Raw genomic sequence first — 15186 nt, 5'->3', positions numbered from 1 at the left:
AAATAACTTGCCATAATGGAAATAAATTAACGTTTTTATTGTTAATTTAATACTTCTACATCGATAATTAACGTTTTTTTTAATTTAAGGGGCAATTAAACCTTTTAATTATTTTTTTGTCATTAACTGTATACCCTACAGTAATCTGTAAGTTTGGGTTATTTACAATATTTTTGAACTTTATTACCTTAATAAACCACATCGTGAAACGATTTGCGCCCCTTTTTACCCTGATTATCGTTTTTTTGACATCCTGCAGCGTACCTCAATACGTTACTGTACCGGTTAATTATGGTCCCAAAATGGGTTTTAGCCGCGACAGTACTACCATTGTGGTGGTAAACCGTTACCGGCCCGATTCTGTTAAGATCAGGGATTATAGAAGGATAAACATTTTGAAAAAGATGGCAGTTGTATCGCTCCAAACTGCTTCCAACCAGTTAAAATATTTAAAAGGGGTGCATATCATCAACCTTGTCGATTCGATAAATTATTCGGTAAATACCGACTCGGTTAAATTTTTGGCCGTTGCGCACAAGGCCCACTATGTTTTGGTGTTAAATGATATCGGCGTAGGTATTTATCCGGAAACGGTTTATTACAATGGCGTTCCATCTAACTATTATACTACTAAAGTAAAAACCAGCCTTGCATTATTTGAAAGCAACGGAATTTATTCAAAAAGGCTTGCAGGTATGGCCGAAGTGCCCCAGGATGAAACATACTCCGGCGGTTTTACATCTTTATTTAATAAGCCATCCTACAGAAGCAGCATCCCTGCTATGACAGCAGCCACACGTGAAGCTACGCTGGACGCGTTAAAAGATTATTTACCTTTCTCAATATCAAACGAGCGGCCCTTGTATGCCGATGGCGGACCCCTTGAATCGTCGGTAACGCAAATTAAGGCGGGCAAATTTGACCAGGCATTTAAAATTTTGAACCCCTTAATTGATGGTGCCGACGCCAAACTGGCCAGCAAAGCGGCCTATAACCTGTCGGTAGTTTATGAAGCCCAGGGCGATATTGAAGAGGCCCTTAAAACCGCCAAATTATCCAACGAAAAACACCCGAACGATTATGCGAAAGCAATAATTGTGGATTTGATGAAGGAGTAGTTAGATATGCAGATAAACTGTGGATGTGCAGATTTCAAATTTCAAATGTGCAGATGAATTGCAATTTGTTTTTGTCTGAACTCGGATTAAGCAGATTTTTTGGATTTGATTTGCATGCGGTCTTCTTGGATTAGTAAATGTCTTTATCAATCCGGGGCGCAAAATCCAAGAAATCTGACAAATCTGTTTAATCCCAGTTCAGAAACATCTGCACATTTGAAATCTGAAATCTGCACATTTACAAATCCTTCTCCAGTATCTCGTAGTCAAAGCCATTTTTAGAAAACAGCTGCCCGGTATGTTTAAAATCAAACTTCAGATAAAAGGCGATTGCGGATATCCGTGCATTGCACCACAAGCGTTTACCGCCGTTTAGTACCGAAAAATCGGTAATGTAATTTAACAATAGCCTGCCTACGCCCATCCCTTGCATTGATTCGTCAACCGCAAACTTGCGGAACTGGAAATCATCAGCTTTTTGAAATAGCGATACCACACCAACAACTGCATTGTTGTTAAAAGCTGCAAAGTGGAAACCGTTATTATCCTCGTCCATTTCCATTTCATAAAGTTTTTGGGCAGGGTATAAAACGCGCTGCCGCAAACGCCAGGTAAGTTCGGGACGGATTTGTTCGATTGATATTTCGGATTTCGGATGTTCGATTTCGGAATTATTCATTTTTGATTGGCAATATAAATTTATCTGAGATGGTGCACAAACATTTGGATATTTGCTCCGTGATGATGCCTGTATAACTTGCAATTCGAAATTCAAAAATAAATCCGAAATCGAAAATCCCAATTCCGAAATCACAACGGAATATTCCCGTGTTTTTTCCTCGGGTTGTTTACTACTTTATTTTCCAGCATTTTAAAGGCGTGAATCAGTTTGATGCGCGTTTCGGCCGGTTCTATCACTTCGTCAATGAAACCACGTTCGGCGGCACGGTAAGGGTTGGCAAAGGTATCGGAGTATAGTTGCTCCTTTTCTTTCCATTTGGCTTCCTTGTCCTCGGCTGTGCTGATTTCCCGCTTAAAAATAATTTCGGCAGCGCCTTTGGCGCCCATCACGGCGATCTCGGCCGATGGCCAGGCATAGTTCATATCTGCGCCGATGTGTTTGGAGTTCATTACATCGTAGGCGCCTCCATAAGCTTTACGGGTAATTACGGTAACACGCGGAACGGTTGCCTCGCAAAAGGCGTAAAGCAGCTTGGCGCCGTTGGTGATAATGGCATTCCATTCCTGGTCGGTACCGGGTAAAAAGCCGGGTACATCTTCAAACACCAGCAACGGTATATTGAAGCTATCGCAAAAGCGTACAAAGCGCGCTGCTTTAGTCGAACTGTTAATATCCAGCACCCCGGCCAAAAACGCAGGCTGGTTGGCCACAATACCAATGCTGCGGCCGGCAAGGCGGGCAAAGCCAACAACAATATTTTCGGCAAAATCTTTATGGATCTCCAAAAATGAGCCTGTATCAATCACATGATCAATAACCTCCCGGATATCATAAGGAATTGATGCCACTTCGGGCAGCAGGGTATTTAATTCGGTGCGCAGTTCGTTCCCAATTTCGTAGGGCAAGGCAGGGGTTCTGTCCTCGCAATTTTGCGGCATATAACTCAACAGCTTTTTGATGTTTTGGATAGCCTCAATCTCGTTGGCACAGGCAAAATGCGTAACGCCCGATTTGGTAGCATGGGTTGTTGCGCCGCCTAATTCTTCGGACGTAACAATTTCATGGGTAACGGTTTTTACTACGTTTGGCCCTGTTACAAACATATAGGATGTGTTTTCTACCATCAATATAAAATCGGTAATGGCAGGGGAGTAAACGGCACCTCCGGCGCATGGGCCCATAATAGCCGAAATTTGTGGCACCACGCCGGATGCCATCGTGTTTTTATAAAATATATCGGCGTAGCCGCCCAACGAAACAACGCCCTCCTGGATGCGGGCGCCGCCTGAATCATTTAAGCCAACAACCGGTGCGCCATTTTTTATAGCCAGGTCCATGATCTTCACAATCTTCTCGGCATGTGTTTCGGACAGTGAGCCGCCAAAAACGGTAAAATCCTGCGAGAAAACATAAACCAACCGGCCATTTATAGTGCCATAACCGGTTACAACACCATCCCCCGGATATTTTTCTTTCTCCATCCCAAAATCGGTTGAGCGGTGCGAAACCAGCATCCCAATCTCCTGGAAAGAGCCCTCGTCCATTAAAAAATGGAGCCGTTCACGCGCTGTTAATTTTCCTTTTTTATGCTGACTTTCAATACGTACCGTGCCGCCGCCTTCAAACGCCTTCTGGCGTTTTTGCCTTAATACTCCAAGCTTTTTATCCACAATTCAGGTTGTTTGTAATATGCTAAAAATAGTAATTTAATTGTAAGATGTGTTTAAAACTGCTTTTGCATGCTTTTTGAGTACGTTTTTTCGTTATATTTGTAAAAATGAAGGTCAGGAAATTTAAAATACTGGTGGTTGCAATGTTTATGGGCGTCTTTATGTTAAAGATGGTCATATCGCTTGCCCCGGTATTTTTATATCTCGACAGCAAGGCAGTAAGCGCCGTAATTATGCAACTGGAACAGGAATCAAAAGCCGAAAAGGATACGTCAGACAAGGATACCTTTAAGGAAAAGAAGATTTTTGACGAATACGATTTGCATAGTATTGATTTCATTACGTTTATTGCAGAAACCAAGGTGCTGCACAACCAGGAGCATGCACTGTATATACAAACCTACCACCCGGTAGTACCAACTCCACCACCCAACGTTTAAATGATTAACCGGATATTTCTTTTATCCGGACTGTAACGCTTTACAATTCATTTAAATTTTCATTCAAATACATTTCTTATGTCAATTAAGCAAGGTGGGTTTGCCATGGGCAATCTTAACCTAAAAAAATACTTTTTGCCCAAAAACTTAAAACGCGATCTTCCGGCCAGCCTTGTTGTATTCCTGGTAGCCTTACCATTATGTCTTGGTATAGCTTTAGCATCGGGCGCACCTTTATTTGCTGGCGTGCTCACAGGTATTATCGGTGGTATAGTAGTGGGCTCGTTAAGTGGTTCGCAACTAAGTGTTGCTGGCCCGGCAGCTGGTTTAACCGTTATTGTGCTAAACGCCATAACCAGCCTTGGTACATACGAAACCTTTTTATTAGCGCTTGTACTGGCTGGCCTTTTCCAGATTTTGCTGGGGATTTTAAAGGCAGGAACTATAGCCAACTACTTTCCGTCGGCGGTAATTGAGGGGATGCTGGCCGCTATTGGCATCATCCTGATCATGAAACAGTTTCCGCATGCGGTAGGCTACGATGCCGATTTTGAAGGCGATGAAGGCTTTAACCAGGCCGATGAACACAATAGTTTTTCGGGGGTGCTGGGCGCGTTGAGTAAGATTAACTACGGCGCGGTAATTATCAGCGTAGTTTCTTTGGCTTTGATGATATATTGGCCAAGATTTAAAAAAATGGCTATGGTGCCTGCACCTTTATTGGTTGTATTGGCGGGTATTGGCTTAAGCCTGGCATTTAAAAATACCGATTTGGCGCTGCTTGATAAGCAATTTGTACACATACCTATTGTAAACAGCAGTACTGAGTTTTTTGCCCTTTTTAAAACGGCAGATTTTGGCAGCATTGGTAATAAACAGGTTTGGATAACCGCCTTTACAATTGCCGTGGTTGCCAGCCTTGAAACTTTGCTTAGTTTGGAAGCCGTTGATAAGATAGATCCGATTAAACGCATCTCGCCAACTAATCGCGAGCTTGTAGCCCAGGGTATAGGTAACATTACCAGCGGCCTTTTGGGCGGTTTGCCTATGACAGCTGTTATCGTTCGGTCGTCTGCCAACGTTAATTCGGGCGCGCGTACCAAAACAAGCGCCGTGGTTCACGGCTTGCTTTTATTAATATCACTGCTGTTTATCCCGGTATTAATCAATTTAATCCCGTTGTCCTGTTTGGCTGCTATCCTGCTTATGACTGGTTATAAGCTGGCGCGTATTGCCCTGTTTAAACACATGTGGCACCAGGGCCTAAGCCAGTTTATCCCGTTTGTGGTTACCATTGTGGCCGTTGTTTTAACCGACCTGTTAATAGGCGTGGGCATTGGTATGCTTGTAGGTATCTTTTACATACTGCGCACCAATTTACGTAACCCATATTTTTACCAGATCACTAAAAACGGCGATAAAAAGGTGATCAGGATTAAACTGGCCGAGGAGGTATCCTTTTTAAATAAAGCGGCCATTCAAATTACGCTTACCAGCCTGCCAAGCGGAACAGATGTGATCATCGACGGCTCCAACTCGCGTTACATAGATCCGGATGTGCTCGAGATCATCCACAATTACAAGCACAATGCCTATACCAAGGGCATCGTAGTGCAATTACTTGAAATAAAGGACAAGTACGATGTACCTCCTTTAAAAGAATTAATGTATAACCCTAATTAGTTTTGAGTATTGAGTTATCAGTTTTGAGTTATGGCACGTCGCCGTTAAACAGATTTAGCAATACCAGCAATTAACAATTAAAAAAGAAAAACATCATGGCACTTATAGAAAATAAAAAGAACGAAAAACCGGTAATTGATACCACTAATATAAAACTGGCCCAGGCCGATAGTTATAAAGCGCTTATTCGTGGCAACGCCGAATGGGTAGAAAGGAAGCTTAGTGAAGACAGCAACTTTTTCACCAACCTGGCTAAAGGCCAGTCGCCACAGGTATTGTGGATAGGCTGCTCAGACAGCCGCGTACCCGCTAACGAGGTTACCGGTACCAAGGCAGGCGAGGTATTTGTACACCGTAATATTGCCAACGTATGTGTACACTCGGATATGAACATGCTGAGTGTGTTGGATTATGCTGTTAACGTGCTTAAAGTAAAACACATAATAGTTGCCGGCCACTACGGTTGTGGCGGCGTGGCGGCTGCCATGAGCAATAAACAATTTGGTTTAATTGATAACTGGCTGCGCCACATTAAAGATGTGTACCGCCTGCACAGTTATGAGCTTGACCGCATTACCGACGAAACTCAAAGGCAAAACCGCCTGGTGGAACTGAATGTAAGTGAGCAGGTATATAACCTGTGCAAAACATCCATTATCCAAAATGCCTGGATGGAGCGCCACGACCTGGAAGTACACGGCTGGGTGATAGACCTGAGCACAGGTTTGGTGAAAGATATAAAAGTGAGCAGCAGTAGTCCGCATAATTTAGGTTATGTGTATGAGCTGGATAGCATTGAAGCTGTGGCTTCACACTAAATTTTTTGTTTGATTGAAATAGCCTCCCGTTGTTTGATTGGCATCTGGGGTTTATTACGTTTGATTAGCCCCGGCGCATGTAAATGGCCGGGGTTTTTTAGCCTCACCTAAATCCTCTCCAAAGGAGAGGACTTTTGAAATCAGATAACCTTCCAATTGATATCCCACAAAGTTGTCTCCTGGGGATAAACTTTAAAAATCGAGGTGAGAAGGAGTTGCTTTCCAACACGCAAATCAAAAGTCCTCCCCTTTGGAGAGGATTATTCGCAGTTTAATTTTTTTTGTGCTCATGAAAGCTTCGCTGTTTAGGTGAGGCTTTTGATTTTTTTATCCTATTTTTAACCGTTGCTTATAAACAACGGCTACCTATGCTAAGGCAATCAAAAGAAGAACGCACACTTAAACAAAATTTATTGCTGGCGTCGTCAACAGCTTTTGTATCGGGCGTTACCAACGTGGCTGGTATGGTTGCTTTTTTGGCCTTTACATCTAACATTACCGGCCATGTGGCCAACCTGGCCCAGCATATTGTTGAGCAAAACTTCAGGGAGATTATCGTATTTGTAATTTGGTTGCTGCTATTTTTCGCCGGCGCCTTTTTATCTAATTTTATTGTACGGTCGCTGGAGTATAAGAGCAGGTACAAAGCGCATTCTACACCAATAATTATCGAGATCGTCCTGTTATTATTCGTAGCTATTTACGGTCATAATTTTTATAAAGAAACTGACCTGGAGCGCGAAATAGTTATAGGCACTATCATCTTTTGCATGGGTTTGCAAAATAGCCTGGTGTCCACCATATCCGGCGGCCTCATCAAATCAACCCACTTAACAGGTTTATTTACCGATTTGGGGGGCGACGTATCTGAATGGGTACACCCCAACGTTGAGAAAACAAAAGTTATCCGTAATAAAATTATCGTTCGCCTAACCGTGCTTGGTTTTTATTTTATCGGGGCGATAGCCGGGGGATTTTTATTTAATCTGTACGACTTTGCGATTTTTTACTTCATTCCATTAATTTTGCTTACGATATTATATTATGATTTATCGCCCGTAGCGCTGCACAAAATAACCCGATTGTTTTGGGCCGATAAAAGCAGATCGATATAAAAACTACCAAACAATAATCTACGAAAAACTATGTGTGCCAAAAAATTATTACACGACACAAGCCATATTACTTACGAGAGCCTTTTAGAGGGTAACGAGCAATTTATTGCAGATACTTTGGCCGAAGACCCTGAATATTTTACAAAGCTGGCCAATGGCCAAACACCGCCGGTACTTTGGATAGGCTGCGCCGACAGCCGGGTACCTGCAAACCAGATAACCAACACATCGCCGGGCGAAATATTTGTACACCGTAACATTGCCAATATGGTGGTACACTCGGATATGAACATGTTATCGGTACTGGATTACGCGGTAAATGTGTTGAAAGTAAAACATGTTATTGTAACAGGCCACTACGGCTGTGGTGGGGTTATAGCCGCCATGAGCAATCATGAATTTGGTTTGATAGATAACTGGCTGCGCCACATTAAAGATGTTTACCGCCTGCACGCAGTGGAACTTGACGCGATTGAAAATGAGCAGGAGCGTACTAATCGCCTGGTTGAATTAAATGTGATTGAGAACGTTTATAACCTTTGCAAAACATCAATAGTGCAAAATGCCTGGAAACAGGGGCAGCCGCTGGCAGTACACGGCTGGGTGTACAGCATAGGCACCGGCAAAATTAAGGACATGAACGTAAGCACCAGTGATAACGCCAATTTGGGCGATGTGTTTAAGTTTGAGTAAACACCGGCACACGGCTTTTATAAAACAACTTTTTTTAGTACTATGTTAATCGAGTAATGACGGACAGTCCTTAGTCCTAAGTCGAAAAGAATAAATTTGACTTTTGACTCAAGACTAAGGACTTAACATTAGTCTACTTTACTCACCCTGCCCGATCCCATATATTTTGTTTCGCCGGTTGTGGCATTACCGGAGTATAAAACACTGCCCGAACCTGCTATGCGGGCCGACACAGTTTTATTGGCGATGATATTAACACTACCCGAGCCGGCAATCCTGGCTTCTACAGTTTCGGTTTTCAGTTCTTTACCGTTTACCTCGCCAGATCCTGCTATGTTTACATCCGCCATGCCGGTGCTTCCTTTAATATCGATAGAGCCAGATCCGCTTAAACGCAAATCAAGGGTTGATGACTTAACCGCAGTTTTAACATTGCCCGAACCGCTCAGCGCTACCCTGGCATTATCGCCGGTTAATACGCCATCTACAGTTGCATTGCCCGACCCGCTGTTGGCCAAATATTTTAACGTTTTGGCCGTAATATAAATATTGGCGCGTTTAATATTGTTGTGCTTGTTCCAATGGTCTTTAAATTCAACCTTTAGCACACCGTTTTCTACTTCGGTTTTAATATCGTTTACCACATCGGCATCTACATCAAGCTTAATGCTTTCTGTGCCATCAATTTTTATAAATACATTGAACGGGCCGCCGCAGGCGATACCTGTATAGCCCGATACATTTCGTGTAACCACTTGCGCTGATGCATTAACAGCTATGAAAGCGGTAAGCAGCAATGCCATCCCAGAGAAGATAAGTTTTTTCATGATCATCCTTTTTGTTTATAAGACGCACTGGCAGGCTAAAACGTTGCATACAAAAACTGATGTCGTTTCGAACGAGTTGGGGTAGGCTTTGAGTGTTGGCGGGAGTAGAAACCTTATACGCCCTGCACTCGAGAGGCTTATCGTGATGCAAATTGTCTAAGATTTCTCACTCGTACCTCGTTTCGAAATGACAATCTTCTAAACCACTCACCACTCACCACTCACCACTCACCACTCACCACTCACCACTCACCACTCACCAACTACTGCTTTTCCTTAACGTTGCTTCCGTTCCTTATTTCATCGCTGGCAACTTTTACCAGTTTATCTCCGGGTTTAAGATCCCCGAATATCTCCATCATATCACCCGATGTAAGGCCTTTTTTTACATCAACCCATTGGGCTTTATTGTTTACCACTTTAATTACAAAAACCTTCTCGGTTGATGTTGCTACCGCCGTTTTGGCTACCACAAAAGTGCTGTCGCCGTCGGGCAGGGGGACGTTAACTTCTGCAAACATATGCGGTAGTAGCTTTTTGCTTTTATTGTAAACATCCATTTCCAAACGCTCGGCCCTTAGTTTTTCGTCAAGCGCGCCGGCCATACGTTTTACCTGGGCTGTGAATTTTTCATTGGGCAAAGCTTTTATGGTAAAATTTACTTCGCTTTTATTGCTTAATGATCCGGTGTAATTTTCGGGTACCGATACCACTAAACGGAGCCTGTTTTGATCCTGCAAAGTAAACAACGGCTCAGATCCTTTACCACCGGGGCCTACATAAGCGCCCAGGTTTACATTGCGACTGGTGATAACACCATCAAACGGAGCCCTTATCTCGAGGTAAGCCAGGTTCGCCGATACTTCTTTCAATGCAGATTTGGCAGCTTCCACATTAGCCATATCCGCGTTCTTTTTAGCTTCGGCCTGTTCCAGGTCGTTAAGCGAAATAGTTCCGGGCGTTTTGCTGGTGCTTACCAACCTGTCATAAGTTGCTTTGCTGGCATAATAAACAGCCTCATATTGTTTAATGCGCGATTGCGCACCTGCCAGCTGCGAGTTTATTTCGGGTGCCTCTAACACTACCAGTAACTGGCCTGCATGTACTTCAGATCCTATATCAACTAAAAGTTTTTTAACGTAGCTGTTAACTTTTGCATAAAGGTCAACCTGCTGGTAAGGGATAAGTTCGCCGGGAATATTAATGCTGCTGCTTAATTTGCCTTTTGCAACCGTCACCAGCTCAACAGTTGGTGTTTCGGCCGCTGCCTGCGTTTGCTCTTCAGCTTGTTGATCCTGTTTTTCCTTATCATCAGAGTGGCATGCACTTAATGAGCTTAAAGCGATGGCAAAAGCGGCAAGGATAAGTATCGGTTTATTTTTAAATTTATTCATGATGGTGTAAAGGGACATAAAATTTACTTTCTTTATCTTCTGGGTCTAATGAAACGGATTGGGTTGTGGCATCGGCTTGTACCCACGCAAAAACCAGCGGCAATACCAGCAAAGCTGCAAAGGTTGAGGCTATAAGCCCGCCAATAACGGCACGGCCTAATGGCGATGTTTGGTCGCCGCCTTCGCCCAGGCCCGATGCCATGGGCACCATACCTACAATCATGGCCAAACTGGTCATTAAAATAGGGCGTAAACGAAGTGCAACCGCCTCGCGGGCCGATTTTAACGCATCGCCATTATGTCTGCGCAATTCTTCGGCATTGGTTATCAGCAATACCGCGTTGGAGATGGACACACCTACCGACATGATCATACCCATGTACGATTGCAGGTTGAGCGTTGATCCCATTATTTTTACCAAAAACAACGATCCAAATAATACGGCGGGAACGGTAGATAATACCACTAACGACATTTTAAACGACTGAAAGTTAGCAGCCAGCATCAGGAATATTACCAGGATGGCCACTATCAATCCCGATTGCAGGCTATCTAATGTAGCTGTTAGCGTTTGGCTCATGCCGCGCATTTCGATAGTTAAACCGCGGGGCGGTTTTCCCAAAGCGTCAATTGCTTTTTGTACATCGGTGGTTGCAGTACCCAGGTCTTTATTGTATAAATTGGCCGTTACCGATAGGGTAGGGATAGCGCCAATATTGTCGTTTTCGCCATTGGTGATACCCGTTTTAATGTCGGCAACATCGCCCAGCACGGGGCGGGCCTGGTTGGCCAGTATTGGTATCTCGCGTACATCGTTCAGGCTGCTCATCTGGTACTCAGGTACCTGCACCTGTACAAGGTAGCTTAGCCCTGCCTTTTCATCAATCCAGTTGTTTTTTTCGGTAAACCTTGATGATGAGGTAGAGGCTACTAACGAACGGGAGATGTCGTTTAGTCCCACACCCAATTGAGCCGCCCGTTGCCTGTCTATATTGATATCGATAGTGGGGTAATTAAATGATTGCCCTATTTGTGCATCGCGCAGGTATTTGATATCCTTTAGTTTATCTAAAATTTTAAAGGCATACTCCTGGTTTTGCTTTTTGTTTTTACCGGATAAGGCTATCTCAATAGGCGTAGGCGAGCCCTGGCTCAAAATTTTATCAGTAAGTTCTATCGGTTCGAAAGATAGTCTTACCCCCGGTATTTGTTTGGCAACCTGGTATCTTATTTTTTCTTTCAAATCATCAAGGTTTACTTTGTAATCCTCGGTTAAACTTATCTGCATAACTGCCTCCTGCGGGCCGGCCATAAACAGGTATATCGGGTTGGTTGAAAACGACGATGGGTGCGAGCCAACAAATGTGGAGGTGATGGCAATGTGGTTTTTGCCCACAATTTCGCCCAATATATGTTGTGCTTTAACCGCAATAAGCTCGGTACGTTCAAGCCTGGTACCATCCGGTGCACGCAAACGCACCTGGAATGTGCCGGAGTTTACTTTGGGCAATACATCGCGCCCAATGATGTTAAATAGTAAAAAAGCCAAAGCAAACGCACCCAATACATATACCGTTACAATAAGCTTGCGGGCTGGCAGCATCCTATCCATCAGGCGCATAAAGCTTTCCCTGAACTTGTCAAACCGGGTAGCTTCTTCGCCATGGTGTTCCAGGGCAAGCTTCATCGCTTTTTCCTTTTGCTCCCATGGTTCGCCTTCATCTTCTAACGCGAAACCGTCGGGGTGGCTATGGTCTTCGTGCTTGTTCACCATAATCCAGTTGGCCATGATGGGTACAAAGGTTTGGGCCAAAAAGTAAGAAATGATCATGGAGAAACCTATGGCTAATGCCAGGGGTAGAAACAATGCGCCGGGAATCCCCGTCATGGTAAAGGCTGGGGCAAAAACCGCCAGGATACAAAACAGGATCAATAATTTGGGGAAGGCTATCTCTTTACAGGCATCCCAGATGGCCAATGCCTTGGGCTTGCCCATATCAAAGTGCTGGTGAATATTCTCGATAGTCACCGTTGATTCATCCACCAGGATCCCGATAGCCAGCGAAAGCCCGCTCAGCGTCATGATATTGATGGTTTGATGGAACAGCGACAGAAAAAATATTGCCGAAATGATGCAGGTTGGGATGGTTAATATTACAATTAACGCCCCGCGCCTGTCGCCCAGGAACAGCAATACCATTAAGCCGGTAAGCACCGCGCCAATAGCGCCTTCCTCGGCCAAACTTTTAACCGCGTTTATAACATATATCGATTGATCGAATACAAAAGATAGCTTTACATCCGGTGGTACCAAAGCCTGGAACCTTGGCAATGCCTTCTTCAAATTCTGCACTACCTCCCAGGTTGATGCCGTGGCCGATTTGGTAATAGGCAGGTAAACTGACCGCTTGCCGTTGATAAGCGCGTATCCGTTGGTAATATCAGCCCCGTCCTCAATGGTCGCCACATCGCGCATAAATACGGTTTGAATGCCGTTTTTATACAGCGGGATATCCCCAAAATCCTTCACGTTTTTAATGGTGGTATTTGATGGCGCCAGGTAATTATAATCGCCTATGCGCACGTTACCCGCTGGGGTATTCTGGTTGTTTTCGCGCAGGGCGGCAACAATCTGGTCGGGTGTTAAATTGTGGGCCCTTAACGCATTCGGATCTATCTTAATCAATACGGTACGCTGGTTACCGCCAAACGGGGCAGGTGCAACCAAACCAGGAATTGAGGTAAACGACGAGCGGATATAAACCGAAGCATAATCAAGCAACTCATTATTGGTACGGGTGGCGCTGCTTAATACCAGCTGGCCAACCGGCAGGGTAGAAGCATCGAACCTGAGGATAAACGGCGGCTGTGATCCCTGGGGAAACGCCGATTGGGCCCTGTTGGTATAACTCGTGACCTCCGCTGCGGCCTGTGCCATATTGGTACCCTCGTAAAAAGTAACTTTTATTAGTGTTAAGCCCTGTATGTTTTTTGTTTCGATACTCTTTACGCCCGATACAAATAGTAGTAAGTTAACATATTGCTTACCAAAGTAAGCCTCCATTTGGTTTGGGGTAAAACCACCGTATGGGTGAGATACATAGATAACCGGCAGGTTCAAATCCGGAAAAATGTCGATCTTGATGGTACGTACCGCATTTATCCCGAAAAAAAACAACCCGGCTACTATCACCAATATGGTAATTGGTTTTTGGAGCGCCCCTTTTATCATTCCCATTATTTATATAATATATCTTTAAAAATTATTAATGAATAATCCAAAATCGCCGGTAGCGGCTGCTTTGTAAAGCAATGCCTGCCAAACGTTGTTAGATGCTATGTACTTGTCAACTTCGGCACGGTTTAGCGTGTAAAGCGCCTGTGTAAAATCAACAATGTTAGATAGTCCGTTTTTATACAGGGCATATTTTTGGGTATAGGCATCGCTGGCTGCTTTTACTTCAACGGGTACTTCGTTGTAGTTTTTAAGCGCGTTACTGATGCGGGTTTCGGCCAATGACTGCTGGGCCTGTAGCTGCTGGGCTACCAGGTCATAATCGTTTTTGTATTGTGCCGATGTGAATTTTTGCGATTGCACCTGGTAATGAGTCCTGAAAATGGTGGTGAAATTCCATACCATAGCTACGCCAAACAGGTAATTATACCGGGTAGGATCGGCACCTGCGCCGTAACTGCTGCTGTAGCTGCTTTGGTTGGTGCCATAATCGGAGTTAAAGCCCGAGCCGCGGCCCTGGTAAACACCAAACAGGCTAAAAGTGGGCAGGGCAAACGTTTTAAGGTATTTGGCCTGCTCATCGCTCACGCCTATCCGGTTTTGGAAATAGCGTAAAGTAGGATGATCTGTAACGGCAACGGCGCTTTGCGTGGCCAGGGTTGTTGGCGTTTTGGTAATAAAGGCGCTATCCAGTTCAAATTCCTGTGGTGGGATACCCAGGTAAACGGATAGCTGGTTGCTTTGGTCCTGTACCGTTTGCCGGGTATTGGTTAAAGCTATGCGGGCGTTTGACACTTCTGCATTGGCCAACGATGAATCAACACCGGCATTAAGTCCGTTTTTTACACGGGCGGTAACCACTTTTTGCAGTTCGATTGCGCGGTTAAGATTATCCTGCTGCGCTTTTTGCAGTTGCTGTGCGGCCAATAAGTTAAGATAGGTACTTGCAACGCGTACCTGGTGCTGAAAAGTTTCCTGGCTAAGGTCGGCTTGTTCGCGGTTGACCACCTGGCTTTGCACCTTAACTTTTTCTTTTGCTTTGCCAAAGCTGAAAAAATCCCAGCTTACGTTACTTAAATAAAGTGACCCAAATGCCGAATTCCAGTTTTGCTTAGGTAGTGCAGGGCCCGATGATGCCGCCGAAAGACCATGATAGCCATATAGCGGGCCGTTTTGGCCATTGGCGGTTCCGTAGTCTTGTTGTGCCGAGATGCTTACATCTGGTAAATATTCTGTACGTGTTTCTTTTAAATATGCCCTGGCAGCGTTTAACTGGTTAGCTTTCGACTTGATGGTACCGTAATTAGCGAGCGCCATTTGTTCAGCATCTTTAATATTGAGGACCTTTTGCTGAGCCTGAGCCTGGATGACATAAAAAACACCTAAAAACAGAAGTAATTGTTTTGAAGGTATCTGTAACATTGTAGTGTAATTTGTACACGGCAAATGTAGATTTATCATATATATTAGAAAAATGAATTAATTTTGTCATAATCATTAGAAAAACTAAT

Annotated in this window: 12 protein-coding genes; 6 read left to right on the top strand and 6 right to left on the bottom strand. The window is 44.1% G+C overall.

Annotation, left to right across the window (positions count from 1 at the left end; all coding sequences use genetic code 11):
* Positions 1-203 precede the first annotated feature (203 nt).
* A complete protein-coding gene (locus AC1DXF_RS08130; RefSeq protein ID WP_477447808.1) occupies positions 204-1118 on the top strand; it encodes a hypothetical protein in 915 nt (304 codons plus the stop codon).
* 238 nt (positions 1119-1356) lie between these two features.
* Here AC1DXF_RS08130 and AC1DXF_RS08125 read toward each other — a convergent pair whose 3' ends face one another.
* Entirely contained in the window at positions 1357-1797 is a 441-nt protein-coding gene (locus tag AC1DXF_RS08125; protein ID WP_477447807.1) for a GNAT family N-acetyltransferase, read from the bottom strand.
* A gap of 131 nt (positions 1798-1928) precedes the next feature.
* Positions 1929-3470 (bottom strand): acyl-CoA carboxylase subunit beta, encoded by a 1542-nt coding sequence (locus AC1DXF_RS08120; protein WP_477447806.1) that lies wholly within the window; start codon positions 3468-3470, stop codon positions 1929-1931.
* A gap of 107 nt (positions 3471-3577) precedes the next feature.
* Between AC1DXF_RS08120 and AC1DXF_RS08115 the strand changes: the two genes are divergently transcribed.
* From AC1DXF_RS08115 to can, 5 genes are all read left to right on the top strand, one after another.
* Positions 3578-3910: a hypothetical protein gene (locus tag AC1DXF_RS08115; protein ID WP_477447805.1), complete on the top strand. Its 333-nt coding sequence runs from the start codon at positions 3578-3580 to the stop codon at positions 3908-3910.
* Positions 3911-3988: 78 nt separating this feature from the next.
* Positions 3989-5593 carry a SulP family inorganic anion transporter gene (locus AC1DXF_RS08110; RefSeq protein WP_477447804.1) on the top strand — a complete coding sequence of 535 codons (1605 nt, stop codon included), beginning with the start codon at positions 3989-3991 and terminating at the stop codon, positions 5591-5593.
* A 95-nt stretch (positions 5594-5688) separates the two neighbouring features.
* A complete protein-coding gene (locus AC1DXF_RS08105) occupies positions 5689-6411 on the top strand; it encodes a carbonic anhydrase (RefSeq protein ID WP_477447803.1) in 723 nt (240 codons plus the stop codon).
* A 368-nt stretch (positions 6412-6779) separates the two neighbouring features.
* On the top strand, positions 6780-7526 hold the full coding sequence (locus AC1DXF_RS08100; RefSeq protein WP_477447802.1) for a YoaK family protein: 747 nt from the start codon (positions 6780-6782) through the stop codon (positions 7524-7526).
* 30 nt (positions 7527-7556) lie between these two features.
* A complete protein-coding gene (can, locus tag AC1DXF_RS08095) occupies positions 7557-8219 on the top strand; it encodes a carbonate dehydratase (protein WP_477447801.1) in 663 nt (220 codons plus the stop codon).
* 128 nt (positions 8220-8347) lie between these two features.
* Here can and AC1DXF_RS08090 read toward each other — a convergent pair whose 3' ends face one another.
* The 4 genes from AC1DXF_RS08090 to AC1DXF_RS08075 all read right to left on the bottom strand — a co-directional run bounded on the left by AC1DXF_RS08090 (position 8348) and on the right by AC1DXF_RS08075 (position 15097).
* A complete protein-coding gene (locus AC1DXF_RS08090) occupies positions 8348-9046 on the bottom strand; it encodes a head GIN domain-containing protein (protein WP_477447800.1) in 699 nt (232 codons plus the stop codon).
* Between the two features lie 263 nt (positions 9047-9309).
* Entirely contained in the window at positions 9310-10440 is a 1131-nt protein-coding gene (locus AC1DXF_RS08085) for an efflux RND transporter periplasmic adaptor subunit (protein ID WP_477447799.1), read from the bottom strand.
* Positions 10433-13678 carry an efflux RND transporter permease subunit gene (locus AC1DXF_RS08080; RefSeq protein ID WP_477447798.1) on the bottom strand — a complete coding sequence of 1082 codons (3246 nt, stop codon included), beginning with the start codon at positions 13676-13678 and terminating at the stop codon, positions 10433-10435. Before AC1DXF_RS08080 ends, AC1DXF_RS08085 begins: the two co-directional genes overlap by 8 nt.
* An 18-nt stretch (positions 13679-13696) precedes the next feature.
* On the bottom strand, positions 13697-15097 hold the full coding sequence (locus tag AC1DXF_RS08075) for a TolC family protein (protein ID WP_477447797.1): 1401 nt from the start codon (positions 15095-15097) through the stop codon (positions 13697-13699).
* Positions 15098-15186 lie beyond the last annotated feature (89 nt).

Source organism: Mucilaginibacter sp. P2_A5, assembly GCF_056404995.1.
Note: the sequence above shows the minus strand (reverse complement) of the source record. Positions and strands in the feature narration are given on the sequence as shown.